The organism is Aliihoeflea sp. 40Bstr573 (assembly GCF_024105655.1).
Lineage (GTDB): Bacteria > Pseudomonadota > Alphaproteobacteria > Rhizobiales > Rhizobiaceae > Aliihoeflea.
On the sequence record NZ_JAAAMH010000011.1, the window covers coordinates 15,308 to 40,673 of the forward strand.

The window sequence follows — 25,366 nt, forward strand, 5'->3', positions numbered from 1 at the left end:
GATGACGCGTTCAGTAGCGAATTAAACCCGCCGCTCGACCATCATCTTCTTGATCTCCGCGATCGCCTTGGCCGGGTTCAGCCCCTTCGGGCAGGCCTGCGTGCAGTTCATGATCGTGTGGCAGCGATAAAGCCGGAAGGGGTCTTCCAGATTGTCGAGGCGCTCGCCGGTCTTCTCGTCTCGGGAGTCGATCAGCCAGCGATAGGCCTGCAACAGCACGGCGGGCCCGAGATAGCGCTCGCCGTTCCACCAGTAGGACGGGCACGAGGTCTGGCAGCAGAAGCACAGGATGCACTCGTAGAGGCCATCGAGCTTTTGGCGATCTTCGTGGCTCTGCGTCCATTCCTTGGCAGGCTCCGGCGAAACCGTCTGCAGCCAGGGCTGGATCGAGGAAAGCTGCGCGTAGGGTACGGTCAGGTCCGGCACGAGGTCCTTGACCACCGGCATGTGCGGTAGCGGATAGACCTTGACGACGCCCGACACCTCGTCCGCGCCCTTGGTGCAGGCGAGCGTGTTGGTGCCGTCGATGTTCATCGCGCACGAACCGCAGATGCCCTCTCGGCAGGAGCGGCGCAGCGTCAGCGTCGGATCGATATTGTTCTTGATCCACAGGAGCGCGTCGAGAACCATCGGCCCGCAATCGTCCATGTCGACATAGTAGGTGTCGGTGCGCGGGTTCTCGTCGTCGTCCGGCGACCAGCGATAGATTTTGTATTCGCGAAGGTTCGTGGCGCCGGCCGGCTTCGGCCAGGTCTTGCCCTCGTTGATCCGCGAATTCTTGGGAAGGGTGATTTCGACCATTCTGCCGATCCTCAGTAAACGCGCTTCTTCGGGGCGATCTTCGCCGGGTCGATGCCGCCATCGGCCACTGCGAGCATCGGCTCGGTGTGGACCGGGCGGTAGTCGAGGCGGACATGGCCGGCCTCGTCGACCCAGGCAAGCGTATGCTTGCGCCAATGAGCATCGTCGCGCTCGGAGTAGTCCTCGCGGGCATGGGCGCCGCGGCTTTCCTTGCGCGCCTCGGCCGAATAGACCGTGGTGATCGCATTCGCCATCAGATTGTCGAGCTCGAGCGTCTCGACGAGATCCGAATTCCAGATCATCGAGCGGTCGGTGACCTTGATGTCGGCAAGCCCGTTCCAGATTTCCGAAATGCGCTTGCAGCCGTTCTCGAGCGATTCCTGCGTGCGGAACACGGCCGCGTCTTCCTGCATCGCCTTTTGCATCAGGTCGCGTAACTTCGCCGTCGGCGTCGAGCCGTTGGCGTGACGGATGCGGTCGAAGCGCTCCATGATCTTGTCGCAGGCAGCATTGTTGATGGCCGGGATGGACGCGTCGCGATCGATCACCTGGCCGGCGCGGATGGCGGCGGCGCGTCCGAAGACGACGAGATCGATCAGCGAATTGGAGCCGAGGCGGTTGGCGCCGTGAACCGAGGCGCAAGCCGCTTCGCCGACGGCCATCAGGCCCGGCGCGACGGCATCGGGGTTCTCTGCGGTGGGGTTCAGCACCTCGCCCCAGTAGTTCGTCGGGATGCCGCCCATATTGTAGTGGACCGTCGGCAGCACCGGGATGGGCTCGCGCGTCACGTCGACGCCGGCAAAGATGCGCGCCGATTCGGCAATGCCCGGCAACCGCTCGTGAATCACGGCGGGGTCGAGGTGGTCGAGATGAAGGAAGATGTGGTCCTTCGCCTTGCCGACGCCTCGTCCCTCGCGGATTTCCATGGTCATGCAGCGCGAGACGACATCGCGCGAGGCGAGATCCTTCGCCGAGGGCGCGTAGCGCTCCATGAAACGCTCGCCTTCCGAATTGACGAGATAGCCGCCCTCGCCGCGCACGCCCTCGGTGATGAGGCAGCCCGCGCCGTAGATGCCCGTCGGGTGGAACTGGACGAACTCCATGTCCTGCAGCGGCAGGCCCGCGCGCGCCACCATTCCGTTACCGTCGCCGGTGCAGGTGTGGGCGCTCGTCGCGGAGAAATAGGCGCGACCGTAACCGCCCGTCGCCAGCACCACCATCTTGGCCGAGAAGCGGTGGATCGTGCCGTCGTCGAGATTCCAGGCGACGACACCAGTGCAGACCCCGTCCGTCATGATCAGGTCGAGCGCGAAATACTCGATGAAGAACTGTGCGTTGTTCTTGACCGACTGGCCATAAAGCGTGTGCAGGATGGCATGGCCGGTGCGGTCGGCCGCCGCGCAGGTGCGCTGGACCGGCGGGCCGTCGCCGAAATTCTGCATGTGGCCGCCAAAGGGGCGCTGATAGATCTTGCCCTCTTCTGTGCGCGAGAACGGCACGCCGTAATGCTCGAGTTCGTAGACGGCGGCGGGCGCCTCGCGCGCCAGATATTCCATCGCGTCGACGTCGCCGAGCCAGTCCGACCCCTTGACGGTGTCGTACATGTGCCACTGCCACGAATCCGCGCCCATGTTCTGCAGCGAGGCAGCGATACCGCCCTGCGCCGCGACCGTATGCGAGCGCGTCGGGAAGACCTTGGTGATGCAGGCCGTCTTCAGGCCCTGCTCGGCCATGCCGAGCGTGGCGCGCAGGCCCGCGCCGCCGGCGCCGACGACCACGACGTCGTATTTGTGATCGACATAGGTATAGCCGTCGCTCGCGGGCCGCGAGGCGTTCATTCTGGTTTCAGCGTCGGCCACTGGTCAGCCTCCGAATGCGATTTTGAGAAGGGCAAAGATGGAGGCGACGCCGACGACGAGCGGGAAGAAGGTGTTGAGCGCGATCAGCGCGACCTTCGCTCCCTCGCCATGCACGTAATCCTCGATGACGATCTGCATGCCGAGCTTCATATGGTAAAGCACCGAGACGAGGAAGAGGATCACCACAAGCGTGACGAACGGATTGGCGAGCGTCGCTCGGACCTCTTCGTAAGGCGCCCCGACGAGCGCCACCATCAGCCCGACCATGAAAAGGACGAGCGGCACGTTGGCGATGGCGGTCAGGCGCTGGCGCCAGAAATGCAGCGTGCCCTCGCGGGCGGAGCCGAGGCCGCGGACACGGCGGAGCGGAGTGCGCATGTCGCTCATGGTCAGGCTCCCCGCGCCATGATGGCGACGACCCACACGAGGATCGTCAGCACGATCGAGACGATCGGCATGGCGATCGCCGCCTTCGTCGATTCTTCCTTGCCGAGCCCGGCGCCCGTGTCCATCACCAGGTGGCGGATACCGCCCAGCATGTGATGGACGAGCACCCAGGTGAAGCCGAACAGGACCACCAGCCCGAGCCACGAGCCGTAGATGTTCTGCACGCGCGCGAAGCCCTCGGGTGTGCCGGCGGCGGCCATCAGCCAGATCGCGAGCAGGAGAACGCCGAAATAGAGCGCGCAGCCGGTAATGCGATGAATGATCGACATCATCATCGTCGGGATCGGCTTGTAGATTTGGAGATGCGGAGACAGGGGTCTCGCACGGGTGGCTGTGGTCTTGCTCATGGCTCCCCCGTTCGACGGCGGCACGGACCTTGAATGCGTCATGCCGTCGCCGGACTGCGACGTGAAGTGTTGGCGCTTTCTAATTCGCTTTTTGCAATGCGTCAAAGCCGGAAAACGCTGGACCCGCACCCATTTAGCGACGCCCCTGCGAAGGAAAAGTGGTGCTCTGCCGGTTCAATCGATTAACCGATGTAACAATCGCTCAAGCGCGGCAGGCAAGAGCGCCCTCGCCATTCTTCATCCACAGCGCCTCCCCGTTTTCGACGACGAGTGAATAAAGACCCTCGGCGAATCGGTAGAACTGGTTGGGCGGGCTTGCCGGCAACGCGACGGGATCTTCCTCGCCTTGCGCCTCGACGACGACAGAGGCTCCGGTTGCAGCGACCTTGAGCTGGCTTCCATCCTCGCATGCATAGGTCGCCAGTGGCGGCTGGGCCGGCACCGACCCCGTTGCAACGTCGTCAAGATCGGCGACGCAACCCGAGACGAAAAGGATGGCGAGAAGAGCCAGCGGAATTTCGATGCGTTTCATGCGTGTCCTTGTGGCGGGGGGCGTCGTCGGGACCGTCGGCATTAACCATGTCCCCAGAAAGACGCGCCGGCAAGCGTCCCGTTTCGGGTGACAAGAGTTAAGAAAGCGTTAACTTGTCTTAAGATGACGGCAGGACGCCGCAGCACCCGTTCCGGAGGATCGTGATGAACAGACGCGCCTACGCCTTCGCAGCCATGCTCCTAGCCGCCTCCGCTACGGTCGCCGGCGCCGGCAGCCTCTACCAGGACCGGGTCCATACCGACAGTTTCGGCAATCTCGTGATCTACGCGCCGGCCGGCTACAAGCGCATTGTCGTGGGCGCCGGCCAAGAGGCTTCGGGCTACCGCGCCACCGGCTCCTACAATGAGACGGACGCGCCGCGCATCGCCTACCATGGCGGCCAGCGGTTGCAGCTGCGCCCCTATCGCAACTGCGACTATGGCGCGGTGCTCCTGCATGGCCGCAGCTACATGTACGGCCTGCCCGATCACGTCGTACCGACCCCGGCGGAAGTCCTTTGCCGCTGAGCGCACACAGCCTCGTGAAGTCGCCGCGTGCATGCGCGTCCACATTTCGACACCTTTCTTTTGCCATTGCGGATGAAGAGGTTAAGAAATGAGTAACCATTCGACATCGGCATCCGCGAGCCGCCTGCGCAACCACATCGCCTCGCTGCAGACCATGACGCGCTTCGTCCTGGCCACGCTCGCGCTGGCCAGCGGCGTCTACACCTATCTCGGCGTGCGCGGCCTGCTCGACGGATCGGCAACGCTCGTCTTCCTCGGCGCGATCATCTATTCGGTCGCCGTCTCGGTCGGCATCTACGGTTTCTGGACGTACCTCATCCGATTCGTTCCCGAAATGCGGGACGGTGTCTCCCGCGTTGCCCTCTTCGGGATCATGGTCATCGGCTCGGTGATGATCATTGCCATGTCGTCATGGCTGAATGCGGCCGCGCTCGCCGGCTCCGCCGCGGTCGAGCAGCATCTGGCGACGACCCAGCAGGAATACACGGCCGATCTCGACCAGGCGCACTCGAATGCGCTCGGCGCGCTCTCGCTCCTGCCCGACATCCAGCGCGCTCAGGACCGGTTCGCCCGCCTCGCCGAGGACGAGCGCGCATCGGGCGCCCTGACGGGCACATCCGGTTCGGGCAGCGTCGTCCAGCTTCTGACGCAGATGTCCGCGCAGATGAACGAATTGCAGGCTACCATCGAGGGCTCGCGCGAGCGCGTGCAGACGCTGTTCGAGGAAGGCCAGCTTCATCTGACGGCGATGCGCCAGCTCGTCTCGGCCGCCGGCCCGGTCGAGCCGCGCGCCAACGAGTTCGCACAGGAAACCGTCGCCTTGTCGGGCGTCATCGCCTCGCTCGAGCAGACCTCAATCGCGCCCTCGGTTGTCCGCGCCGCGCAGGATTTGTCGATGGGCTTCATCGCCCCGGTGACGAGCGGCGCCGACGCCGATCTGGCCGGCCGCCAGTCGACCGTGATGGAAACGGTTCGCGCTTCGGTCGCCGCGCAGTCGGCGGCGCTCTCGGAAGCAGCCAGCGAAATTCTCGCGCAGCCGCGCGTCGACGAGCGCCGCTTCGTGCCGCTGTCATCGGCCGAAGCCGTTCTGGTCTACGCGACCAGCTTCCTGCCGAGCTGGGCCGGCGCGATCTCGATCGATCTCCTGCCCGGCGTCTTCGTCGCGGTCATGGCCGTCGTGATGGCGGCGCTTCGCCGCCACGAGGATGGCCTGTCCGATGCCGACCGCATCACCGCGGCCGACATGCTGCGCTCCATCGAGCTGCACGAGACGCTTGCCGCCGTCCGCGCCGCACGCCAGCCCGCAGCAGTGCCCGAGCCAGAGCCTGTACCCGTCGAGACGCGGCCCGCAGTCCCCGCTTCGCCGTCCGCGCCAGCGGCGTCGAGCGAAAACGTCACGCCTCTTTCCCTCAACGAACGCAAGCGGTTCGAGCCATGACCGACCACGTGCACCATTCCGCCATCGCGCCGCAGGGCCGCTTCGCCCGGTTGGTCGATCGCATCGACGACGGCAATGTCATGCGGTTCACCTTCGGCGCGATGCTCGCCGGCGTCGTCGGCGTCCTCGCCTTCGACCTTTACGAACTGCAGAAGGAAACCGGCGGTCTTTGGCCTTCGGACCAGGCATCAGTTCATGTCACCGAGCCGATCCTGCCCCCGGCCGTCGAGACAGACGGCTCGACATCGGGCTCGCAGGACCCGCGCGAAAACGTACAGACCGACGAGGATCTGCTCAAGGACGCCGTGCGCTTCGAGCTCAAGCCGGGAGGCGTGCTCTCCGCGACCGGCTCGATTGATGTGGGCTCCTCTGCTCGCCTTGCCGCCGAACTCGAGGCGCGCGGCGAATATGTTCAGACGGTTTCGCTCAACTCTCCGGGCGGCTCTTTGGAAGACGCGATGGCGATGGCGCGGATGATCCGCGAGCGCGATCTGGCGACGCTCGTTCCCGATGGTGCGCTATGCGCCTCCTCCTGCCCGCTGGTCTTCGCCGGCGGCACGACGCGCACGGTCGGCGACAAGGCTGCGATCGGCCTGCACCAGTTCTATGCCGGCACGACGAACCTGCCGGCGCCCGAACAGGCGATGTCGGACGCGCAGATCACTGCCGCGCGCATCTCGCGCTACCTGTCGGAAATGGGCGTCGACCCGGCCATGTGGCTGCACGCGCTCGATACGCCGCCGCGCGCGCTCTACTATCTTTCGGCAGAGGAGATGGCCGCGTACAAGCTCGTCACCTCCACCGGGCCGATGGCCAGCCTTCAGTGACCGTGCCCGGCGCGGGCAGGCTCCAGTGCCTCTTCGCCCTCGCGCGCTTCCTCCGGGAGAGCTGACACGCGGACGCGGTCGCGGCCTGCTGCCTTGGCAGCGTAAAGGGCCTGGTCGGCGCGTTCGACCAGACTGGCAAGCGTTTCGGAGGGGGTGAGTTGCGCCACGCCGAAGCTCGCCGTCAATCGCCTATCCGCCGGCATGCCGTCGAGTGCGTAAAGCGACAGTCCCACCCGCATGCCCTCGGCCATCAACCGCGCGGCCGGGGCCGCGACGCCGCTGGCAAGGATGGCGAACTCTTCGCCACCCAGCCGCCCGACCAGCACATCCGCTCCGGCCTGCTCAACCAGACATTCGGCAAACTTGCGGATCGCAGCATCGCCGCAGGCGTGGCCGAAATGGTCATTGACCTGCTTGAAATGATCGAGATCGGCAAGAACGAGCGACACCGGCTGGCCCTGGCATTCCGCCTTGCGGATCAGCCGGATCGCCCCTTGCTCGAAGCCGCGCCGGTTGAGCGCGCCAGACAGCATGTCCGTGCCCGCCTCGGTCCGCAACGTCTCGATCGTATCGAGAGAAGCAGAGGAGATGAGGGTCAGCGCGATGATCGAAAGGAAGAATACGGCCGACAGAACGAGCGACAGCCAGTAGAGCGACTGGAAAAACAGCTGTTCCGTGCCGAGGCCACCCTGCAGCAGGTAGATCACCGCCGGCCGGATCACTGAACCCGCCGTAATGAAGACGGCCGCTCCGAGCAGGATGCGATCGACGAGCGTCGGCCCGCTGATCCGCCACAATTTGTAGGCCAGGAGGCCCGAAACCGCGGCAAATCCGAGACTGGCGGCTGCGACCCTCAGCGTCAGGTTCGGCTCGCCGATCAGGCCCCAAGCAAGGGCTGTCAGGGCGACGACGACGATTGCGGACATCGCCACCAAGGGCGCGCGCCTGCCATGCCGCGCCATCAGAGCTGTCGACAGAACGACCATGCTGGCGAGAAAGATCGCGTTCGACAGAAAGCGCGACAGAGCGAAGCCGAACGGTTCGAAATACTGCAGCGACATGCCGATTGCGAAGCCGGCATAGGCAAAGGCCGCCCGTTCAACGACGCGGTCCACCTGGTGCCGTGCGAGCAGGAACAGTGAAGCCGAAAAGATACCGCTTAGCGTCGGGACGACAAGCGCAACAAACAACGATGAATTCAAAACCGACGGCCTCACCCAAGCTCGTTCGAACCTAGGCGGGAAACCCGAACAAGCCGTTAAGCTGCCGGCCGTCACCTCGACCGGGCCGATGGCTTTCCGTCAGGAATGGGCGCTCGCCGCACCGGGAAAGCTGAGGGTCCCACCGTAGGCGGGTTTACGGTCCTCGCCAATCATCTTGCCGGTCCGCGTCCCGTCCGCAATCGAGGCCCGCACCCGGTCCCGGCCTGCGTCCTTGGCATGATAGAGCGCGGCGTCGGCGCGATAGTGGACGGCCTCCGACGCTTCGTCGCGGGTCCTCTCGGCAACGCCGAAGCTGGCTGTAAAGCGAGCGTCGTCCGGCAGCGTCTCGACCTGCAATTCCCCCAGGGAGATGCGTACGCTTTCGGCAAAGAGCCGCGCGGCCGCCAGGTTGCAGCCCGGGAGTACCACTGCGAACTCCTCGCCGCCGATCCGCGCCACGACATGGTTCGGCAGGGTCGCGGCGCGCAGCACGTCGGCAAAGGCCGTGATGACCCGGTCGCCGCCCGCATGGCCATGCGTATCGTTGACCGACTTGAAATGATCCAGGTCGCAAAGGACGAGCGAGATCGGCAGCCCCTTGCTTTCGGTCGCCTGCAGCAGCCGCTCGAAACGCAGCTCGAAGCCGCGTCGATTGAAGAGCCCTGAAAGGGGGTCGGTTTCCGAGCGTATCGTGATTTCCGCCAGAAGGTCCCGCACGAGAATGACCATCAGCAAGAGCGCCACGGCGACAGACAGGATCGCCCCCGTCGTCTGCCCGATGAAGGCGTAGAGGGTCGAGGCGTAGTGTGACGGCGAGGAGCCGACACCGCCCGCCTGCAGCGCAACGACCGGCTTCATGATGTAGTGGATGGCTGTGACGGTCAGGAGCGAGGCGAGAACGAAATCGATCGGCCGCCGCTTGGCCGAGGCGAAAATGATGCCCGCGCCGATAGTCTGCATGACGAAGTATGGCAACTGGTAGATCATCATTCGCGTGAAGGACTCGCGCGGCAGCTGGTCGCTCGCGACCTTGGCCAGGATCGAGAGAACGAAGATCGCCGCCACCACCTTCCAGGGCATGCGCACACGGTAGAGCCGCGCGAGACCGCGGTTGAAGACGACCAGAGCGGCGAGGAAGAGCGCATAGCCCAAAAGGACCGACCGGTTGCCGCCGATCAGCATCGGGATCAGGAACTCGACGCCGAAATATGCCGCGCCGAGAACGTAGCCGCCGGCAAAGTACTTGGCCGCGATGCGGCTGCGGTCATACAGCGCGATGGTGACGAAGGCAGCGGCCAGCAAGCTGGCTATGGCGAAATTGATCGCCATGAGAAATGCCGCGCCGCTCATCGTCTACCCGCCCTTGATTTCGTCGTATCCTGACGGCGAAATCTCAATATTCCGTAACGGGAAAAGATGGTGGTCGAAAGGAAGGCCCGCCGAAGCGGGCCTGTCCGATGATTATTTCCAGTCTCGAATGTCGACGAAATGCCCCGCGATCGCCGCCGCAGCGGCCATTGCCGGCGAGACGAGATGCGTGCGGCCCTTGAAACCCTGCCTGCCCTCGAAATTGCGGTTCGAGGTTGAAGCGCAGCGCTCGTGCGGCTTCAGGCGGTCGTCGTTCATCGCGAGGCACATTGAGCAGCCCGGCTCGCGCCAGTCGAAACCGGCTTCGATGAAGACCTTGTCGAGCCCTTCGGCCTCGGCCTGCTGCTTGACGAGGCCCGAGCCTGGAACGACCATCGCGTCGACATTCGCCGCGACCTTGCGGCCTTCGATGACGGCTGCCGCCGCGCGCAGATCCTCGATCCGGCCGTTCGTGCACGAGCCGATGAAGACGCGGTCGATGGTGATGTCGGTGATCTTCGTGCCCGGCGTCAGGCCCATATAGTCGAGCGCGCGCTTTTTGGAGGTACGCTTGTTCTCGTCGGGAATACCGGCCGGATCTGGCACTTCGCCCGTCACCGCAACGACGTCCTCAGGCGAGGAGCCCCACGAGACGATCGGCGGCAGGTTGGCGGCGTCGAGCACCACGACCTTGTCGTAGTGGGCGCCCTCGTCCGAGATCAGCGTCTTCCAGTAGTCGACGGCCATCTCCCACGCCTTGCCCTTCGGCGCGCGCGGCTTGTCCTTCACGTAGGCGAAGGTCGTCTCGTCAGGCGCGATCAGGCCGGCGCGCGCGCCGCCTTCGATCGACATGTTGCAGATCGTCATCCGCCCTTCCATCGACAGCGCGCGGATCGCCTCGCCGGCATATTCGATGACGTAGCCGGTGCCGCCGGCCGTGCCGATCTCGCCGATGATGGCGAGGATGATGTCCTTGGCCGTGACGCCTTGGGGCAACTGCCCGTCGACACGCACCAGCATGTTCTTCGCCTTCTTCTGGATCAGCGTCTGCGTGGCAAGCACATGCTCGACCTCCGACGTTCCGATGCCGTGAGCGAGCGCGCCGAACGCGCCATGCGTCGAGGTGTGGCTGTCGCCGCACACGATCGTCATGCCCGGCAGGGTGAAGCCCTGTTCCGGCCCGATGATGTGGACGATACCCTGGCGAATGTCCGCCGCATCATAGTACTCGACGCCGAAATCGGCCGCGTTCTTCGCCAGCGCCTCGATCTGGATGCGGCTTTCCTCGTTCCGGTTGATGCCGAGCTTGCGGTCGGGAGAGGTGGGCACATTATGATCGACGACGGCCAGCGTGCGCTCGGGATGGCGCACCTTGCGGCCGGCCATGCGCAACCCCTCGAAGGCCTGCGGGCTCGTCACCTCGTGAACGAGGTGACGGTCGATATAGAGAAGACAGGTGCCATCATCCTGACGGTCGACGACGTGGTCGTCGAAGATCTTGTCGTAAAGTGTACGCGGTGCGCTCATGGTGCGAAGTCCGTTCGGTCGAAGAAGCAGGCGGAAAAGGGCGAAGGGCGAGGCGCGCGCCTAGCGCGCGAGGCTCGCCGTCGCGCCGGAAAACCGCGCGAAGAAACGGGACGGCAGGCGCTTGTGGTCCTGCAGCACGAACCTCTTGTAGGTCGGGTTCCCGAAGAGCTTTTCCATGGAAGGCTTCATTACCAGCCTTTCGGCCGGCCTTCAATCGGGCGTTCAGTCATCCTCGACTGCGTAGTCGATACCTCAATCGTCGGGCGGGCCGTCCCTGCCGTCGATGCGCCCGACCTTCTTTTCCAGAACGTGCATCGCGCCGAGCACGATGATGGCGAGCACGGTCGCCAGTGCGGCCACCTGCCAGAAGCCGAGCCCGGCCGCGAGCCCGATCGCGCCGGAAAGCCAGAGCCCCGCTCCGGTCGTCAGGCCCTTCACCTTGCCGCGCGCGAAGATGATCGTGCCGGCGGCCAGGAATGCGACGCCCGCCGTCACGGCCTCGATCAGGCGGAGCGGATCGAGACGCGAGGCATCAGCGTCGAACTGCGAGGAATGAACGATCTCGATGCCGAGGATCGCGAAGGATGCGGCCGCGAGCGAGACGAGCATATGCGTGCGCAGGCCCGCTGGATGGTCGCGCCACTCGCGCTCGAAGCCGATCATCGCTCCGAACAGCGCGGCGACGAGCAGCCGGGCCGTGATGACGCCAAATGGCAGGTAGGTCGGATGGCCGAAATCGGCGAGGATGTCACTCATGTTTATGTCGTTGTCCGGTTGACGGCGTCGTCATCCATAGCCGGCTTTCTCCCGCCGAAAAACGAAAAAGGGCGCGGAAACCCGCGCCCTTTGCGATCTGCCTGAAAGGCAGGAAGCTTATGCGTTGTCGGCTTCGGCAGCAGCCTTGTCAGCGGCTTCCTTGTCGGCCGCGGCCTTTTCGGCGGCGAGCGCCTGTGCGGCTGCGACCTTCTCGGCCTCGATGCGGGCCTTCTCTGCGTTGGCGGCTTCGCGCTCGGCGTCGTTGAGCTTGCGGGCGCGAACGCTCGTGTTCTCGACGATGCGGGCCGACTTGCCGCGACGATCGCGCAGGTAATAGAGCTTGGCGCGGCGCACCTTGCCGCGGCGGACGATTTCGACGCCCTCGACCATCGGCGAATAGACTGGGAACACACGCTCCACGCCTTCGCCATAGGAGATCTTGCGGACGGTGAAGTTCTCGTTAAGGCCGGCGCCGGAGCGGGCGATGCACACGCCCTCATAGGCCTGCACGCGGGTGCGCGTGCCTTCCGTGACGCGGACCATGACGCGGACGGTGTCGCCCGGCTGGAATTCGGGGAGCTTGCGCTTTTCTTCGATCTTGGCGGCCTGTTCGGCCTCGAGCTGACGGATGATGTCCATCGGACTAAACCTCTTCTTGTTCTTCGAACAGCCAGAGCGCTCGGCACTCGCCTTCTCAGTCTCGATGGACCGGCAGGCTATGCGAACCGGCCAGGGCCGGAAGCAGGAGCGGTGGTCAGTAATTCTTGACGGGTCCGGACACGCAATCCGGGCTCAGCGACGCGCTCATACATGGCTTTGGCGCGATTGTCACGCCCGCCGCGTCATTTTTCGTCCAGGAGATCCGGCCGCCGCGCCCGCGTCAGTGCCAGCGCCTGCGCGCGCCGCCATTCGGCGATCTTCTTGTGATTTCCAGAGGTCAAGACGTCCGGGATCGCCATGCCCTCGAACTCGGCCGGACGCGTATAGTGCGGATGCTCCAGCATGCCGCTTTCGAAGCTTTCCTCTTCGCCCGAGGCCAAGTTGCCCATGACGCCCGGAAGAAGCCGCACGACGGCGTCGAGCAGCACCTGCGCGGCGATTTCTCCGCCCGACAGGATGTAGTCGCCGATCGATACTTCCTCGAGGCCGCGCGCGTCGATGACGCGCTGGTCGACCCCCTCGAAGCGGCCGCACAGGATCACCGCGCCGGGTCCATCGGCAAGCGCACGCACCCGCGCCTGCGTCAACGGCCGCCCGCGCGGGCTCATCAGGAGGCGCGGCCGCGGATCGCCCTGCGGCGAGGCATGGTCCACCGCTTTGGCGATAATGTCGGCCTTCAGCACCATGCCCGCGCCGCCTCCTGCCGGCGTGTCGTCCACGGTGCGGTGGCGATCGGTGGCAAATTCACGGATCTGAAGCGTGTCGAGCGACCACGTGCCCTCGGTGAGCGCGCGGCCGGCAAGCGACAGGCCAAGCGTGCCGGGAAACATCTCCGGATAAAGCGTGAGAACGGTCGCGCGGAAGGTCACTGCCTTTCCTCTTGCTCGTCTTCGTCGGGCAGCAGCCCTGCCGCTGCAGGGTCGATGACGATCCGCCGATCGGCGAGCGCGACCTGCGGCACCGCGGCGCGGGTGAACGGCACCATCGCCGTACCGCCCGTCGAAAGCGTCAGCTCGATGATGTCGCCGGCGCCGAAATCGTGCATCGCCTTCACCGATCCGACCTTCGCGCCTGCCGCGTCGACAGCTTCGAGGCCGATCAGGTCGGCATGGTAGTATTCGTCCTCGTCGAGATCGTCCGGCAGGGCGCTGCGGGCGACGTAGAGTTCCGTTCCGTTCGCGGCTTCCGCAGCTTCCCGCGTGGTGATCTCCTTGATGCGCGCGACCACGACGGTCTTGGACGGGCGCAGATTGGCGATCGTGTAGACCGCGCCCTTGGCGTCGGTCAGCTTTCCATAGTCGCCGAGCGCCAGCGGATCGCCGGTGAAGGTCTTGATTCGCACCTCACCGCGCACGCCGTGCGGCGCGCCGATCACCGCCATCAGAACTCGCTGGTCGTCGCTCATTTCACTCTCTTCCTTTTGGGGCAGCTTCAAACGCCGCCCTTCACCGCCTGTCAACCTTGCACGACGAAGATGGCCCCATGTCCGAATTTCTCGTCATCGCCCGGCACGACCTGCAGGACGCCCGCGCGGCCTGGCTGAAATCCCTGGCCGTCGAGCGCCGCCTGGCTGCGCTGACGGTCGAGGCCTACGAGCGCGACACGCGCCAGTTCCTCGTCTTCCTCACCGCCCATCTGGGCGCCCCGCCTGCAATCCGCGATATCGCCGATCTGCGCCCGGTTGACCTGCGCGCCTGGCTTGCCGCACGGCGCGGCGAGGGCGCAGGTGCGCGCACGCTTGGGCGTGGCCTTGCCGGCGTCCGATCGCTGCTCAGGTTTCTGGAGCGGCGCGGCCTCGTCAACGCTGCCGGCGCGTCGGCGCTGCGCTCGCCCAAGCAGCCAAAATCGCTGCCCAAGCCGCTGACGGCACCAGACGCGCGCCGCGTCGTCTCGGCCGGCGACCAGCTCGCAGAGGAGCCCTGGATCGCGGCCCGCAACGCGGCCGTGCTGACGCTCCTTTATGCCTGCGGCCTGCGCATTTCAGAAGCGCTCGGTCTGACCGGCGACCATCTGTCAACCGAAGCCGACACGGTCCTGCGCGTCACGGGCAAGGGCGGCAAGACGCGGCTCGTCCCCGTCCTGCCCGCGGCACTCGCCGCCATCGCCGCCTACCGCCGGCTCTGCCCCTACCATCTGGACGCCGGCAAGCCTCTCTTTCGCGGCGCAAAGGGCGGGCCACTTGCCGCCGCCATCGTCCAGCGCGAGATGAAGAAGATGCGCTCTGCGCTCGGCCTGCCCGATACGGCGACGCCGCACGCGTTGCGCCATTCATTCGCCACGCACCTTCTCGCCCGCGGCGGCGATCTGCGTGCGATCCAGGAACTGCTCGGCCATGCGAGCCTGTCGACGACGCAGATCTATACGGGAGTCGATTCCGCCCGCCTCCTCGAGATTTACGACAAGACCCATCCCCGCGGGCACTTGTCGAAGCCGGCCGCCGCTTAACCATTTCGCCTCATATGCACGCTAGGCTCGCACGCATGTTGCTGCGTTTCGATCCCGACCGCCTTGCAGATGCCGCGCTGCGCCTCCTTGCCGCGCTGACGACGCTCGCCTTTGCAAGCTTCACGCTCATCCTTTTCGCCGGAACCTGGGCCGCGCAGGCCGAGGCCGTCTGCACCGGCGACGACCTTCTCGCCGCGATGGAACGCGACGATCCGGCCTCCTATGCCCGCCTGCTCGCGGCATCCGCCGAAACGCCGAACGGCGAGGCGATGCTTTGGCGCATCAAGGCGCCGAACGGCGCCGTCTCGCATCTCTACGGCACCATGCACGTCACCGATCCGCGTATCGTCCAACTGGACGCCGAGGCGAGCGCCGCCTTTGATACTTCCGCAACGCTGGTCATCGAGACGACCGATATCCTCGACCCGGCCGCGATCATGGCGACGATGGCCGAGCATCCCGACCTGATGATGTTCACCGACGCGACCACCCTTTCCTCGCTGCTCGCCGACGAAGACCGCAAGAAGGTAGAGCAGGCCCTCGACGAGCGCGGTCTCACGCTCGGTGCCGTCGACAAGATGAAGCCGTGGATGATCGCTGCGATGGTGACGCTGCCGACCTGCGAACTCGCTCGCAAGTCCGCCGGCGCCGAAATCCTCGATGTCGCCCTTGCCACCCGCGCCAAGGCCGCCGGTATCGAGATCGAAGGGCTCGAGACGACCGCCGAACAGCTCGGCGCGATGGCCGCCCTGCCTCTCGACTTCCACATGCGCGCGCTCACCGAGACGCTGGCGCTGGGCGATGCGATCGACGACGTCATCGAGACGATGGTCGTCATCCATGCGCGCGGCGAAACGGGCCTCTTCTGGCCATTCTTCGAGGCCGCGCTACCGGGTGACGCGCCGGACGGCGTCGCCATCGCCGGCTTCGAACAGTCGGTGATCGTCGACCGCAACCGCACCATGGCCGGGCGCTTGGCGCCGATGCTCGATGCCGGCGGCGCCTTCGTGGCGATCGGCGCGCTGCATCTTCCAGGCGAGGACGGCGTGGTCGCGCTGCTTGAAAAGGCCGGCTATGCGGCCACCGCCCTGCCTGCCCGCAACTAGGGACGCGGGAACTGCGGGCCGTTACGCACGTTTGGGTTACGATAAGTCATCTTGAGGAGCCTGAACCATGGCCGACCCCCTGCGTAACCGCGATCCTGGCGCGCATGATCCGGTGAACCCCGCCGATCCGGCGGACCCCAATTATGTAGCAAACGACCCGCGTGCGGTCGATCCCGCGACCGGCGCCGCGCGCCCGTCGGACACGATCGTTGTCGATAATACGGGCCGTTCTGGCGGCGGGTCTAACGCGCTTGTTCTCGGCGTCGTTGCCGCCGCGATCGTCGTCGCGCTTCTCGTATTCATGAACTGGTCGCCCGGCACGGACACCCCGGTCGATCCCGGCGGCGCGATCGTCGAGGAACCGGCGGCGACGGCGCCCGCTCCGGCCGGCGATACGGCCGCTCCGGCACCGGCAGCGGAAGAGCCGGCTGATGCCGCTCCGGCCGCACCTGCCGCCGAAGATACCGCTCCGGCTTCCACCGAGACGGCTCCGGCGCCCGCACCGGCCGAGTAACAAGCTTTCGCAACGATCGAGCCCGCTTTTCAGCGGGGCTTTTTCGTGCGCGTCACCCGCGATCGTATTCGATGAAGCCAGTACGTCGCGCAACGCGATCGTAGAGCTGACGGTCCACCGTATTGTCTTCCTCGGTCATCCAGTAGACGTTGCGAATACCGGCAGCGTCCGCCTTCGCATAGACGGCCTCGATCAGCGCCCGGCCGACGCCTTTGCCCCGCATGTCCGGCGCGGCATACAGATCCTGCAGATAGAGATTGTTCGCGGTCGACCAGCAGGTCCGATGCTGGAGGAAATGGACGAGCCCGACGGCTCTGCCGTCGGCGATCGCCAGCATTGCGCGCGGCTCGAACTCGCCCGGCGTGAAGAGGCGTCGCCACGTCGTCTCGTAGACCTCTTCAGGCAGTTCCGTTCTGTAGAAGGCGAGATATCCGGTCCACAGGCGCTTCCAGTCAGCCTGGTCGTCCCGCGTCAGGTCGCGGACCGTGACGCCCGCCATATCAGCCCTGCCGGCGCGCCATGAAGGCGAGCTTTTCGAACAGGTGCACGTCCTGCTCGTTCTTCAAAAGCGCCCCGTGCAGCTTCGGTAGCGCATTCTTCGGGTCGGCGCGAAGGTCGGCGGGATCGACGTCGTCGGCGACGAGCAGCCTGATCCAGTCCAGCGCCTCGGAGGTCGAGGGTTTCTTCTTCAGCCCCGGCACCTCGCGAACCTCGTAGAACTGCGTCAGCGCCGAGCGTACCAGTTCCTGCTTGATCCCCGGATAGTGGACGTCGACGATCTTGCCGAGCGTCTCGGCGTCGGGAAAGCGGATATAGTGGAAGAAGCAGCGGCGCAGGAAAGCGTCCGGCAGTTCCTTCTCGTTGTTGGAGGTGATGATCACGATCGGCCGGTGCACGGCCTTCACCGTTTCGCCGGTCTCGTAGACATAGAACTCCATCTTGTCGAGTTCCTGCAGGAGATCGTTCGGAAACTCGATGTCGGCCTTGTCGATCTCGTCGATCAACAGCACGACCTTGCGGTCGGTCGCGAACGCCTCCCACAACTTGCCGCGCTTGATGTAGTTCTTGATGTCGTTGAAGCGCTCGTCACCGAGCTGGCTGTCGCGAAGGCGCGAGACGGCGTCATATTCGTAGAGGCCTTGCTGGGCCTTGGTGGTCGACTTGACGTGCCATTCCAGAAGATCGAGCCCGAGCGCGGCTGCGATCTGCTTGGCCAGTTCGGTCTTGCCGGTGCCCGGCTCGCCCTTGACCAGCAGCGGCCTTTCCAGCGCGATCGCCGCATTGACCGCAACCATCAGATCCTTGTCGGCGACATAGGACGATGTCCCTTCGAAACGCATCCGCGAACTCCGTTTTCAAACAGGTCCGGACAGTACGGAGACGCTTTCGGCGGCGCAAGAACCGCCATGAAAAAACCCCGCGGCGCGAAGCGCTGCGGGGCTTTGAGACGGTAGCGGGTCGCGATTAGCGGCCAGCCGTTTCCTGCCAGGCGTCGTAGACATCCAGTTCGCCGGATGCCGAGGACGTGCCCTGATCGACGGCCGAGGCGGTCGACATGTCGTCGATCGAAGCGGTCGTCATCGTCTGGGCGTTGCCGGCCGGAGCGACTGCGGTGTTCGAACCCGAAAGGGCGTCGTTGAGCTGCGTCAGGACGGCGTCGTCGTAATTGCCGGCATAGTAGGGAGCCTGCTGGGCGAAGGCTGCGCCGGAAACGCCGAGGACGAGGGCGGAAGCGAGAAGAATGCGGTTCATGGTGGTACTCCTTGATAGTGACCTGACGCCCTTGGGAGGATGCGCCGTTTGGCCGTTGAATTTCGAGGCGGCGCTGTCGCCGTCCGATGGGTGGCATTTGGGAAACCGGCTAATCGCTCGCAATGTGTTCAACGTTGAACAATCTGTCACCGGTTTCATCGCGGCTTCGTGACCAAACCCCTGGAACCGTCCGCCCAAGGCCACTTGGCATGGACGGGAATATGAGCGCTTGCGAATTCACTGGCAAAGCAACCCGCCGGGACGCGCACGCACCTCGCCGTCGACGCTTCGTGACGCGCCTCACGCGCTTCGTCACGAAATCCGGCGCGGCTGCGTGAAGCCGGCTGGCGAAACGGTGCCCGCCCGCCTATATTGGTCACGGCGTTCTGCGCTTCTCGACAGGAGTAACTTAATTCTCGGGGCCTTACTGATCTCAAGGGAGCTGTCCCTGGCCGGACCCGTGGGTTCGGGCACACGGCGCCCACCTACTTTGTAGGCACCCGGGATCAACCTCTCCATCGGATGTCGCGGTTCGCTTTTTCCTCTTTCCATTCGCTCGCCCGCGACGCCGCCATGTCGCCTTCTCCCCTTCCGTTTTCCCGCTTCGATCTGTAATCGGGAGTGGACAGGAGGGCAGAGCATGAACCCACGTGAACTCAAGAAGGCCCTGCGCGAGGAAGCGCTTGCGCGGCGCGACGGCCTCGATCCGCAATGGCGCATCGAAGCATCGCTTCGGATGGCCGAGGCCGCCGAACTCCTTGGCGTCGAGCCGGGCATGGTCGTCTCCGGCTTCTGGCCCATGCGCTCGGAGGTCGATGTGCGTCCCTTGATGTTCGCGTTGAGTGAGCGCGGCGCGCGGCTGTGCCTGCCCGCGATTCTGGACAAGCAGACCATCGTCTTTCGCGAACTCGTGCGCGGGGCCGAAATGGTCGACATGGGCTTCGGCACCTACGGTCCCGGCCCCGATGCCGCCGTCCTCGATCCCGATCTGATGCTGATTCCGCTCGCCGCCTTCGACGATCGCGGCCACCGGATCGGCTATGGTGCGGGCTATTATGACCGCGCGATCGACAAGATGAAGGCGAGCGGACGCGACCCGCGCCTCGTCGCCATCGCCTTTGACTGCCAGGAGGTAACGCGCGTGCCTGACCAGGATCATGACGTGCAACTGCCGCAGATCCTGACCGAAAGCGGGTTGCGCCCCTTTCCGAACGGGCTATAGGGAGGCGATGCGACTTCTTTTTCTGGGCGACATGGTGGGCCGGACGGGCCGGACGGCGGTCTGGGACCGGCTACCGGGCCTCATTTCCGATTTCAAGCTCGACTTCGTCATCGTCAATGGCGAGAACGCCGCCGGCGGCTTCGGCATCACGGAAGAGATCTTCCGCCTGACGCTCGACGCCGGCGCCGATGTCGTCACCACCGGCAACCATGTCTGGGACCAGCGCGAGGCGCTGCAGTTCGCCCCGCATGAGGAGCGCTTCCTGCGGCCCGCGAACTTCCCGAAGGGCACGCCGGGGCGCGGCACCGGGCTTTATATCGCGAAGAACGGCGCGCGCGTACTCGTTTCCAACATCATGGGCCGGGTCTTCATGCACCCGGAGCTCGACGACCCGTTCAAATGCGCCGAAGAGGAACTCGCCGTCTGCCCGCTCGGCGAACAGGCCGACGCGGTCGTGATCGACTTCCATGCCGAGGCGACATCGGAGAAGATGTGCTTCGGCCATTTCGTCGACGGACGTGCCAGCCTCGTCGTCGGCACGCACACGCACCACCCCACTGCCGACCATCAGATCTTGAACGGCGGCACCGGCTATCTCACCGATGCCGGCATGTGCGGCGACTACGATTCCTCGCTGGGCATGGACAAGGAAGAGCCGCTCAACCGCTTCCTCTCCAAGGTGGCGAAGGGCCGCTTCGAGGCCGCTTCGGGCCCGGCGACGATCTGCGGCGTCAGCGTCGAGATTTCCGACCGGACGGGCCTTGCCGAGAAGATCGCGCCGCTGCGGCTCGGGCCCCGGCTGGAAGAAACCGTTCCCCCCTTCTGGAACTAAAGCGCATATCGCGCCATTGTTGCGAACCGTTGATTGCGCCAGCGTTCAGCGATCCGCGACCTGAGGGCACCCGCACCCTATCCTTTGCGGCTGGATAATCGAACATGGAATGGCTTACCGGCTACTTCGACTGGGTCAATGACCCCACCGCCTGGGTCGCACTCGCCACCCTTATCGCCCTGGAAGTCGTGCTCGGCATCGACAACCTGATTTTCATCTCGATCCTCTCCAACAAGCTGCCCGAACATCAGCGCGAGCGCGCGCGCCGGCTCGGCATCGGCGCCGCGCTCGTCATGCGCCTTCTGCTGCTGGCGACGGTCGCATTCATCGTCCAGTTGACGCAGCCCGTCTTCACTCTGTTCGGCGAACCGTTCTCCTGGAAGGACATCATCCTCCTGGTCGGCGGCCTCTTCCTCGTCTGGAAGGCGACGAAGGAGATCCACCATACGGTCGACCCGGTCGACCACAAGGAAGACATGGTCTCCCGCACGGCGACCGTCACCTTGGGCGGCGCCATCCTCCAGATCCTGCTGCTCGACCTCGTCTTCTCGGTCGATTCGATCATCACCGCCGTCGGCATGACCGAGCATATTGCGATCATGTACATCGCCGTCATCATCACGGTCGCCGTGATGCTGATCGCCGCCACCCCGCTTGCAAACTTCATCGGCAAGAACCCGACGATCGTGATGCTGGCGCTGGCATTCCTGCTGATGATCGGCATGACGCTGATTGCCGAAGGCATGGGCTTCCATGTGCCCAAGGGCTACATCTACGCGGCAATGGGCTTCTCGGCCCTGGTCGAGGGTCTGAACATGCTGGCCCGGAGCAGGAAGGCGAAGGCTTCCTCGGTCGCCGCCGACCCCGCCGCGCCGAAGCACTGAAACAGCGCGCGCCGGCCGTGCTCAAACGCCTTCGAGGATGAGCACGGTCGGCCGACGCGGCAGCGAACGCCGCGACACCTCGAATGAGCGGCTTTCTCGATACTCCACCTCGAAAGTCTCGCCGAGCATCGCCGAGAAGGTCGCGATCGGCGTCGAGAAGCGATGCATCGGCAGGACAATCGAGGATTGCAGCCGCGTTGTGATCTCCGACACGTCACCCAGTGACAGCGTCATGCCCCCGTCAATGGGCACCATCACCACGTCGAGCCGTCCGATCGCACCGTAATGCTCGGGCGAAAGCGCATGGTGCAGATGGCCCAGATGCCCGATGCACAGCCCCGCCACCTCGAAGATGAAGATCGAATTGCCGCCCTCTTCGCTCGTGCCCCAGCGCAGGATGTCGGTCGGCACATTTCGGATGTAGACGTCATCGACGACGACTGCATGGCTCGCCGGCCCTTCCTCGCCCCAGCCGGGCAGGACATGCGCGATGCGCGGATCGGGATTGAGCGTGAAGTGCGTCCCGTGGGCCCGGTTCATGGTCACGACGACGGGCACCGGATCGCCGCCATAGGCCCCGGAGAAATCCGTCGCGATTCGAACGCCCGCCGGCGTGTCGATCAGATAGGTCGAGTGTCCGGCATAGGTGATGGTGATCGCCTCGTCCTGCGCCTGCGCCGGCGTGAAGTTCGCATAGACGACGTTCGGCGTCGTCCTCGCAATCGCCAGGCATTGGCTGGGGACGGGCGCGTCCTGCGCCATGGCCGAAAAGGCCGGCATCGTGAACAGGCAGGCGGCAAGGAGGCGCATCATCGGCAAAACTCCAATCGATTCCTGCCGCAGCGTACCGTCTGAGCACAGCGGGCTGGGTCACGATTGCGCGAGCCCGGGCTTCTGGACGCCCAAGACCGTTTTCATTATAACCCGGCCAAATTTCCATTCAGCCGAACGATCGACAGGGGTGCCATGGCCGGCCATTCACAGTTCAAGAACATCATGCACCGCAAGGGCCGCCAGGATGCGGTGCGTTCCAAGATGTTTTCCAAGCTCGCGCGCGAAATCACCGTGGCCGCCAAGATGGGCGCGCCCGACCCGGCGATGAACCCGCGCCTGCGCCTTGCCGTCCAGAACGCCAAGGCCCAGTCCATGCCGAAGGACAATATCCAGCGCGCCATCAACAAGGCGGCAGGTGGCGAGGGCGACAATTACGAGGAGGTGCGCTACGAGGGCTATGGACCGGGCGGCGTCGCCGTCATCGTCGAGGCCCTGACCGACAACCGCAACCGCACCGCCTCCAACGTGCGCGCGGCCTTCACCAAGGCCGGCGGAGCGATGGGCGAAACCGGCTCGGTCGCCTTCATGTTCGATCGCGTCGGCGAGATCGTCTACAAGCCCGAAGCCGGCGATGCAGATAAGGTGATGGAAGCGGCGATCGAGGCCGGGGCCGAGGACGTCCAGTCGGACGAGGACGGCCACACCATCTATTGCGCCTTCGAGGATATCGGCGACGTCACCTCGGGCCTGGAGGCCGCGCTCGGCGAGGCCGAATCGGTCAAGGCGATCTGGCGTCCGCAGACCGGCACCCCGGTCGACGAGGAAAAGGCGCAGTCTATCCTGAAGCTCGTCGCCACGCTCGACGACGACGACGACGTCCAGAACGTCTACGCCAATTTCGAGGTCGACGAGGCCACGATGGCCAAGCTCTCGGCCGCCTGATGAGCCAGACGGTCCCTCCCCGCGTCGCGATCACCTACTGCACGCAATGTAGCTGGCTGCTGCGCGCGGCCTGGATGGCGCAGGAATTGCTCTCCACTTTCGGCCAGGATCTGGCCGAAGTCGCGCTCGTTCCCGGCACCGGCGGCGTATTCATCATCAAGGTCGACGGCAAGACGATCTGGGATCGCACGCAAGATGGCGGCTTTCCCGAGGCGAAAGTGCTGAAGCAGCGCGTGCGCGACGTCGTCTGGCCCGAGCGCGATCTGGGCCATTCGGATCGATAGGCGAGGGTCGAGCCTCGCCTTGCGCTTCGCACGCCATGCGACGCTTCACCTGCGCCCAACAAAAAAACCCGCCACGCGGGCGGGTTTTTCGCAGATGGAGTTTCGCCTCCGGCTTAGATGCCGAGATTGGCGAACTTGTTCTTGAACTTGGAGACGCGGCCGCCGCGATCGAGCATCGACTGGTTGCCGCCGGTCCAGGCCGGATGCGTGCTCGGGTCGATGTCGAGGTTCATCGTGTCGCCTTCCTTGCCCCAGGTGGAGCGCGTCAGGTACTCGGTGCCATCGGTCATGACGACCTTGATCGTGTGGTAATCGGGGTGGATATCGGCTTTCATCGGTCTTGTCCTAATTCTCGATGGGGAGCACGCAGCCAATGCCTGCGGCGATTGCGCCCGCTCCGAACACTTGAAGCGGTGACCGTCTGGGTCTACGGCTTCGAAAAACGTCGGCTGGCCTATACAGGAGCCGAATTTGAATCACAAGAGCGCGCCGGCGAAATCGCAAGGCGCGCCGACCCGAGGAAGCCCAGGCGATCATGAGACCCGCAGACGCTGAAGCCGAAGCCCGACGGCGCTCGCTTCGCCCCTTGCGCACCATGCTGCCTTACATGCTGCGCTACCGCGGCAAGGTTTCGGGCGCTCTGTTCTTCCTGTCGCTGGCGGCGCTGACCACGCTCACGCTGCCGCTGGCCGTGCGCCGCATGATCGACCACGGCTTCACCGGCTCCAACGACCAGCTCATCACCAACTACTTCTCGATGCTGATCGTCATCGCGGTGGTGCTGGCCGCCGCCTCCGCCGGGCGCTACTATTTCGTCATCACGCTGGGCGAGCGCGTGGTCGCCGACGTGCGCCGCGACGTCTTCGCCCATGTGGCACGCCTGTCGCCGGGCTTCTTCGACACGGTGCAGTCGGGTGAGATCATCTCGCGCCTGACCGCCGACACGACGCAGATCAAGTCGGCCATGGGGGCGACGGCCTCCGTCGCGCTGCGCAACGTCATCCTGGGAACCGGCGCGCTGACGATGATGGTCGTCACCAGCCCCAAGCTTTCCGCCCTCGTCATCGCCGCGATCCCGCTGATCGTCCTGCCGCTCGTGGCGTTCGGGCGCTCGGTCAGGGCGAAATCGCGCCACGCGCAGGACACGCTCGCAAGCGCCACCGCCTATGCAAGCGAGCAGATCGGCTCGGTGCGTACGCTCCAGGCCTTCACCAATGAGGCGTTGGTCACGGGCCACTATTCCAGCGCCGTCGAGGAAGCCTTCGAGGCCGCGCGGCTCTCCGTCTTCGCCCGGTCCTTTCTCACCTTCTTCGCCATCCTGACGATCTTTTCCTCGATTGTCGGCGTCCTCTGGTTCGGCTCGCGCGATGTTCTGACCGGCGAGATGAGCCCGGGCACGCTGTCGCAGTTCCTGCTTTATGCCGTCTTCGCCGCAGGTGCGCTGGGCGCGCTGTCCGAGGTCTGGGGCGAGCTTTCGCAGGCAGCCGGCGCGGCCGAGCGCCTGACGGAACTCCTCGCCGAAGAACCGCACGTCGCCGAGGCCGCCAACCCCACGCCCCTGCCCGCCCCGGCGCGCGGCGAGGTCGTCTTCTCAAACGTCTCCTTCGCCTACCCGGTCCGGCCCGGCCAGTCGGCCATCCAGTCGCTCGACTTCACCGTCCAGCCTGGTGAGACTGTCGCGATCGTCGGCCCGTCCGGCGCCGGCAAGAGCACGATCTTCTCGCTGCTCCTGCGCTTCTACGATCCGTCCGCTGGCGCCATCCGTGTCGACGGCGTCGACATACGGAAGGCCGCGCTCGACGAGCTGCGCGCGCGCATCGCCATCGTGCCGCAGGACGTGACGATCTTCGCCGCGTCCGCTGCCGAAAACATCGGCTTCGGCCGGCCCGGTGCGACCCGCGCCGAGATCGAGGCGGCCACCCGCGATGCCCATGCCGAAACGTTCATCCGCAATCTCGACGCCGGCTTCGACACCGCACTCGGCGAGCGCGGCGTCACCCTTTCCGGCGGGCAGCGCCAGCGGGTCGCGATCGCCCGCGCGATCCTGCGCGATGCGCCCATCCTGCTCCTCGATGAAGCCACGTCCGCACTCGACGCCGAAAGCGAGACGCTCGTGCAGGCCGCGCTCGAACGCCTGATGGATGGCCGCACCACCCTCGTCATCGCCCACCGTCTGGCAACCGTCCTCAAGGCCGATCGCATCCTCGTCATGGACCAGGGCCGCATCGTCGAGACCGGCACGCATGAAAGCCTGGTGCGCCAGGGGGGCGTCTATGCCCGCCTCGCCAGCCTCCAGTTCGATGCAGGCGCCGAGGCGTTCAAGAGGGCAGCCGAATAGCCT

29 protein-coding genes and 1 other RNA gene are annotated in these 25,366 nt (G+C 65.2%); 13 read left to right on the top strand and 17 right to left on the bottom strand.

Going from position 1 to position 25,366, the window contains the following annotated elements; translation table 11 throughout:
- Positions 1 to 21: 21 nt before the first annotated feature.
- The 5 genes from GTK01_RS14075 to GTK01_RS14095 all read right to left on the bottom strand — a co-directional run bounded on the left by GTK01_RS14075 (position 22) and on the right by GTK01_RS14095 (position 3,986).
- Positions 22 to 801, bottom strand: coding sequence for a succinate dehydrogenase iron-sulfur subunit (locus tag GTK01_RS14075; protein WP_252926774.1), 780 nt, complete (start codon positions 799 to 801; stop codon positions 22 to 24).
- An 11-nt stretch (positions 802 to 812) separates the two neighbouring features.
- A complete protein-coding gene (sdhA, locus tag GTK01_RS14080; protein WP_252927095.1) occupies positions 813 to 2,639 on the bottom strand; it encodes a succinate dehydrogenase flavoprotein subunit in 1,827 nt (608 codons plus the stop codon).
- 24 nt (positions 2,640 to 2,663) lie between these two features.
- Entirely contained in the window at positions 2,664 to 3,047 is a 384-nt protein-coding gene (sdhD, locus tag GTK01_RS14085) for a succinate dehydrogenase, hydrophobic membrane anchor protein (protein WP_252926777.1), read from the bottom strand.
- Positions 3,048 to 3,049: 2 nt separating this feature from the next.
- On the bottom strand, positions 3,050 to 3,454 hold the full coding sequence (gene sdhC / locus GTK01_RS14090; protein ID WP_252926780.1) for a succinate dehydrogenase, cytochrome b556 subunit: 405 nt from the start codon (positions 3,452 to 3,454) through the stop codon (positions 3,050 to 3,052).
- A 202-nt stretch (positions 3,455 to 3,656) separates the two neighbouring features.
- Positions 3,657 to 3,986, bottom strand: a complete 330-nt coding sequence (locus GTK01_RS14095) for a hypothetical protein (protein ID WP_252926783.1) — start codon at positions 3,984 to 3,986, stop codon at positions 3,657 to 3,659.
- Positions 3,987 to 4,150: 164 nt separating this feature from the next.
- Here GTK01_RS14095 and GTK01_RS14100 point away from each other — a divergent pair, with 164 nt between their 5' ends.
- The 3 genes from GTK01_RS14100 (at position 4,151) to GTK01_RS14110 (ending at position 6,778) form a co-directional block, all read left to right on the top strand.
- A complete protein-coding gene (locus GTK01_RS14100) occupies positions 4,151 to 4,513 on the top strand; it encodes a hypothetical protein (protein WP_252926786.1) in 363 nt (120 codons plus the stop codon).
- An 88-nt stretch (positions 4,514 to 4,601) separates the two neighbouring features.
- Positions 4,602 to 5,951 carry a hypothetical protein gene (locus GTK01_RS14105; protein WP_252926791.1) on the top strand — a complete coding sequence of 450 codons (1,350 nt, stop codon included), beginning with the start codon at positions 4,602 to 4,604 and terminating at the stop codon, positions 5,949 to 5,951.
- On the top strand, positions 5,948 to 6,778 hold the full coding sequence (locus tag GTK01_RS14110; protein WP_252926794.1) for a hypothetical protein: 831 nt from the start codon (positions 5,948 to 5,950) through the stop codon (positions 6,776 to 6,778). Before GTK01_RS14105 ends, GTK01_RS14110 begins: the two co-directional genes overlap by 4 nt.
- Here GTK01_RS14110 and GTK01_RS14115 read toward each other — a convergent pair.
- The 7 genes from GTK01_RS14115 to rimM all read right to left on the bottom strand — a co-directional run bounded on the left by GTK01_RS14115 (position 6,772) and on the right by rimM (position 13,675).
- The gene (locus tag GTK01_RS14115) at positions 6,772 to 7,968 is read right to left on the bottom strand and encodes a GGDEF domain-containing protein (protein WP_252926797.1); all 1,197 of its coding nucleotides are present in this window, start codon (positions 7,966 to 7,968) and stop codon (positions 6,772 to 6,774) included. The genes GTK01_RS14110 and GTK01_RS14115 overlap by 7 nt on opposite strands.
- A gap of 111 nt (positions 7,969 to 8,079) precedes the next feature.
- On the bottom strand, positions 8,080 to 9,330 hold the full coding sequence (locus GTK01_RS14120; protein WP_252926800.1) for a diguanylate cyclase: 1,251 nt from the start codon (positions 9,328 to 9,330) through the stop codon (positions 8,080 to 8,082).
- 111 nt (positions 9,331 to 9,441) lie between these two features.
- Positions 9,442 to 10,854: a 3-isopropylmalate dehydratase large subunit gene (gene leuC, locus GTK01_RS14125; protein ID WP_252926803.1), complete on the bottom strand. Its 1,413-nt coding sequence runs from the start codon at positions 10,852 to 10,854 to the stop codon at positions 9,442 to 9,444.
- A 252-nt stretch (positions 10,855 to 11,106) separates the two neighbouring features.
- Positions 11,107 to 11,610: an MgtC/SapB family protein gene (locus GTK01_RS14130; protein WP_252926817.1), complete on the bottom strand. Its 504-nt coding sequence runs from the start codon at positions 11,608 to 11,610 to the stop codon at positions 11,107 to 11,109.
- A gap of 117 nt (positions 11,611 to 11,727) precedes the next feature.
- Positions 11,728 to 12,249 (bottom strand): 50S ribosomal protein L19, encoded by a 522-nt coding sequence (rplS, locus tag GTK01_RS14135; RefSeq protein WP_252926819.1) that lies wholly within the window; start codon positions 12,247 to 12,249, stop codon positions 11,728 to 11,730.
- 203 nt (positions 12,250 to 12,452) lie between these two features.
- On the bottom strand, positions 12,453 to 13,139 hold the full coding sequence (trmD, locus tag GTK01_RS14140; RefSeq protein ID WP_252926828.1) for a tRNA (guanosine(37)-N1)-methyltransferase TrmD: 687 nt from the start codon (positions 13,137 to 13,139) through the stop codon (positions 12,453 to 12,455).
- The gene (rimM, locus tag GTK01_RS14145) at positions 13,136 to 13,675 is read right to left on the bottom strand and encodes a ribosome maturation factor RimM (RefSeq protein WP_252926836.1); all 540 of its coding nucleotides are present in this window, start codon (positions 13,673 to 13,675) and stop codon (positions 13,136 to 13,138) included. Before rimM ends, trmD begins: the two co-directional genes overlap by 4 nt.
- Before the next feature lie 77 nt (positions 13,676 to 13,752).
- On the opposite strand from rimM, the gene GTK01_RS14150 reads away from it, so the two are divergent.
- From GTK01_RS14150 to GTK01_RS14160, 3 genes are all read left to right on the top strand, one after another.
- Positions 13,753 to 14,715 (top strand): tyrosine recombinase XerC, encoded by a 963-nt coding sequence (locus GTK01_RS14150; protein WP_252926839.1) that lies wholly within the window; start codon positions 13,753 to 13,755, stop codon positions 14,713 to 14,715.
- 35 nt (positions 14,716 to 14,750) lie between these two features.
- Positions 14,751 to 15,821 carry a TraB/GumN family protein gene (locus tag GTK01_RS14155; RefSeq protein ID WP_252926842.1) on the top strand — a complete coding sequence of 357 codons (1,071 nt, stop codon included), beginning with the start codon at positions 14,751 to 14,753 and terminating at the stop codon, positions 15,819 to 15,821.
- Between the two features lie 67 nt (positions 15,822 to 15,888).
- Positions 15,889 to 16,335 carry a hypothetical protein gene (locus tag GTK01_RS14160; protein WP_252926845.1) on the top strand — a complete coding sequence of 149 codons (447 nt, stop codon included), beginning with the start codon at positions 15,889 to 15,891 and terminating at the stop codon, positions 16,333 to 16,335.
- A 52-nt stretch (positions 16,336 to 16,387) separates the two neighbouring features.
- Here the strand turns inward: GTK01_RS14160 and GTK01_RS14165 are convergent, their stop codons facing one another.
- From GTK01_RS14165 to GTK01_RS14175, 3 genes are all read right to left on the bottom strand, one after another.
- Complete coding sequence (locus GTK01_RS14165) at positions 16,388 to 16,834, bottom strand: GNAT family N-acetyltransferase (RefSeq protein WP_252926848.1); 447 nt, start codon at positions 16,832 to 16,834, stop codon at positions 16,388 to 16,390.
- Between the two features lies 1 nt (position 16,835).
- Positions 16,836 to 17,675, bottom strand: a complete 840-nt coding sequence (locus tag GTK01_RS14170) for a MoxR family ATPase (RefSeq protein WP_252926851.1) — start codon at positions 17,673 to 17,675, stop codon at positions 16,836 to 16,838.
- 124 nt (positions 17,676 to 17,799) lie between these two features.
- The gene (locus tag GTK01_RS14175; RefSeq protein ID WP_252926854.1) at positions 17,800 to 18,087 is read right to left on the bottom strand and encodes a hypothetical protein; all 288 of its coding nucleotides are present in this window, start codon (positions 18,085 to 18,087) and stop codon (positions 17,800 to 17,802) included.
- 380 nt (positions 18,088 to 18,467) lie between these two features.
- Here GTK01_RS14175 and ssrS point away from each other — a divergent pair.
- The 4 genes from ssrS to GTK01_RS14195 all read left to right on the top strand — a co-directional run bounded on the left by ssrS (position 18,468) and on the right by GTK01_RS14195 (position 21,025).
- A non-coding RNA gene (gene ssrS, locus GTK01_RS14180) (6S RNA) lies at positions 18,468 to 18,625 on the top strand.
- A 102-nt stretch (positions 18,626 to 18,727) separates the two neighbouring features.
- Complete coding sequence (locus GTK01_RS14185) at positions 18,728 to 19,309, top strand: 5-formyltetrahydrofolate cyclo-ligase (RefSeq protein WP_252926857.1); 582 nt, start codon at positions 18,728 to 18,730, stop codon at positions 19,307 to 19,309.
- A gap of 7 nt (positions 19,310 to 19,316) precedes the next feature.
- Positions 19,317 to 20,141: a YmdB family metallophosphoesterase gene (locus GTK01_RS14190; protein ID WP_252926860.1), complete on the top strand. Its 825-nt coding sequence runs from the start codon at positions 19,317 to 19,319 to the stop codon at positions 20,139 to 20,141.
- Between the two features lie 104 nt (positions 20,142 to 20,245).
- Complete coding sequence (locus tag GTK01_RS14195) at positions 20,246 to 21,025, top strand: TerC family protein (protein ID WP_252926863.1); 780 nt, start codon at positions 20,246 to 20,248, stop codon at positions 21,023 to 21,025.
- Positions 21,026 to 21,046: 21 nt separating this feature from the next.
- Here GTK01_RS14195 and GTK01_RS14200 read toward each other — a convergent pair whose 3' ends face one another.
- Positions 21,047 to 21,838: an MBL fold metallo-hydrolase gene (locus GTK01_RS14200; RefSeq protein WP_252926866.1), complete on the bottom strand. Its 792-nt coding sequence runs from the start codon at positions 21,836 to 21,838 to the stop codon at positions 21,047 to 21,049.
- Positions 21,839 to 21,991: 153 nt separating this feature from the next.
- Here GTK01_RS14200 and GTK01_RS14205 point away from each other — a divergent pair, with 153 nt between their 5' ends.
- Together GTK01_RS14205 and GTK01_RS14210 are read left to right on the top strand one after the other, a co-directional pair.
- Positions 21,992 to 22,741 carry a YebC/PmpR family DNA-binding transcriptional regulator gene (locus GTK01_RS14205; protein WP_252926869.1) on the top strand — a complete coding sequence of 250 codons (750 nt, stop codon included), beginning with the start codon at positions 21,992 to 21,994 and terminating at the stop codon, positions 22,739 to 22,741.
- The gene (locus GTK01_RS14210) at positions 22,741 to 23,025 is read left to right on the top strand and encodes a SelT/SelW/SelH family protein (protein WP_252926871.1); all 285 of its coding nucleotides are present in this window, start codon (positions 22,741 to 22,743) and stop codon (positions 23,023 to 23,025) included. Before GTK01_RS14205 ends, GTK01_RS14210 begins: the two co-directional genes overlap by 1 nt.
- 113 nt (positions 23,026 to 23,138) lie before the next feature.
- Here the strand turns inward: GTK01_RS14210 and rpmE are convergent, their stop codons facing one another.
- Complete coding sequence (gene rpmE / locus GTK01_RS14215; RefSeq protein ID WP_252926873.1) at positions 23,139 to 23,360, bottom strand: 50S ribosomal protein L31; 222 nt, start codon at positions 23,358 to 23,360, stop codon at positions 23,139 to 23,141.
- A 200-nt stretch (positions 23,361 to 23,560) separates the two neighbouring features.
- Between rpmE and GTK01_RS14220 the strand changes: the two genes are divergently transcribed.
- On the top strand, positions 23,561 to 25,363 hold the full coding sequence (locus GTK01_RS14220; RefSeq protein ID WP_252926876.1) for an ABC transporter transmembrane domain-containing protein: 1,803 nt from the start codon (positions 23,561 to 23,563) through the stop codon (positions 25,361 to 25,363).
- Positions 25,364 to 25,366: the final 3 nt, after the last annotated feature.

Coding starts and splice junctions, on each gene's coding strand:
- GTK01_RS14075 (WP_252926774.1), bottom strand. CDS start 801: ATGGTCGAAATCACCCTTCCCAAGAATTCGCGGATCAACGAGGGCAAG.
- sdhA (WP_252927095.1), bottom strand. CDS start 2,639: ATGAACGCCTCGCGGCCCGCGAGCGACGGCTATACCTATGTCGATCAC.
- sdhD (WP_252926777.1), bottom strand. CDS start 3,047: ATGAGCGACATGCGCACTCCGCTCCGCCGTGTCCGCGGCCTCGGCTCC.
- sdhC (WP_252926780.1), bottom strand. CDS start 3,454: ATGAGCAAGACCACAGCCACCCGTGCGAGACCCCTGTCTCCGCATCTC.
- GTK01_RS14095 (WP_252926783.1), bottom strand. CDS start 3,986: ATGAAACGCATCGAAATTCCGCTGGCTCTTCTCGCCATCCTTTTCGTC.
- GTK01_RS14100 (WP_252926786.1), top strand. CDS start 4,151: ATGAACAGACGCGCCTACGCCTTCGCAGCCATGCTCCTAGCCGCCTCC.
- GTK01_RS14105 (WP_252926791.1), top strand. CDS start 4,602: ATGAGTAACCATTCGACATCGGCATCCGCGAGCCGCCTGCGCAACCAC.
- GTK01_RS14110 (WP_252926794.1), top strand. CDS start 5,948: ATGACCGACCACGTGCACCATTCCGCCATCGCGCCGCAGGGCCGCTTC.
- GTK01_RS14120 (WP_252926800.1), bottom strand. CDS start 9,330: ATGAGCGGCGCGGCATTTCTCATGGCGATCAATTTCGCCATAGCCAGC.
- leuC (WP_252926803.1), bottom strand. CDS start 10,854: ATGAGCGCACCGCGTACACTTTACGACAAGATCTTCGACGACCACGTC.
- GTK01_RS14130 (WP_252926817.1), bottom strand. CDS start 11,610: ATGAGTGACATCCTCGCCGATTTCGGCCATCCGACCTACCTGCCATTT.
- rplS (WP_252926819.1), bottom strand. CDS start 12,249: ATGGACATCATCCGTCAGCTCGAGGCCGAACAGGCCGCCAAGATCGAA.
- rimM (WP_252926836.1), bottom strand. CDS start 13,675: ATGAGCGACGACCAGCGAGTTCTGATGGCGGTGATCGGCGCGCCGCAC.
- GTK01_RS14150 (WP_252926839.1), top strand. CDS start 13,753: ATGTCCGAATTTCTCGTCATCGCCCGGCACGACCTGCAGGACGCCCGC.
- GTK01_RS14155 (WP_252926842.1), top strand. CDS start 14,751: ATGTTGCTGCGTTTCGATCCCGACCGCCTTGCAGATGCCGCGCTGCGC.
- GTK01_RS14160 (WP_252926845.1), top strand. CDS start 15,889: ATGGCCGACCCCCTGCGTAACCGCGATCCTGGCGCGCATGATCCGGTG.
- GTK01_RS14165 (WP_252926848.1), bottom strand. CDS start 16,834: ATGGCGGGCGTCACGGTCCGCGACCTGACGCGGGACGACCAGGCTGAC.
- GTK01_RS14170 (WP_252926851.1), bottom strand. CDS start 17,675: ATGCGTTTCGAAGGGACATCGTCCTATGTCGCCGACAAGGATCTGATG.
- GTK01_RS14175 (WP_252926854.1), bottom strand. CDS start 18,087: ATGAACCGCATTCTTCTCGCTTCCGCCCTCGTCCTCGGCGTTTCCGGC.
- GTK01_RS14185 (WP_252926857.1), top strand. CDS start 18,728: ATGAACCCACGTGAACTCAAGAAGGCCCTGCGCGAGGAAGCGCTTGCG.
- GTK01_RS14190 (WP_252926860.1), top strand. CDS start 19,317: ATGCGACTTCTTTTTCTGGGCGACATGGTGGGCCGGACGGGCCGGACG.
- GTK01_RS14195 (WP_252926863.1), top strand. CDS start 20,246: ATGGAATGGCTTACCGGCTACTTCGACTGGGTCAATGACCCCACCGCC.
- GTK01_RS14200 (WP_252926866.1), bottom strand. CDS start 21,838: ATGATGCGCCTCCTTGCCGCCTGCCTGTTCACGATGCCGGCCTTTTCG.
- GTK01_RS14205 (WP_252926869.1), top strand. CDS start 21,992: ATGGCCGGCCATTCACAGTTCAAGAACATCATGCACCGCAAGGGCCGC.
- GTK01_RS14210 (WP_252926871.1), top strand. CDS start 22,741: ATGAGCCAGACGGTCCCTCCCCGCGTCGCGATCACCTACTGCACGCAA.
- rpmE (WP_252926873.1), bottom strand. CDS start 23,360: ATGAAAGCCGATATCCACCCCGATTACCACACGATCAAGGTCGTCATG.
- GTK01_RS14220 (WP_252926876.1), top strand. CDS start 23,561: ATGAGACCCGCAGACGCTGAAGCCGAAGCCCGACGGCGCTCGCTTCGC.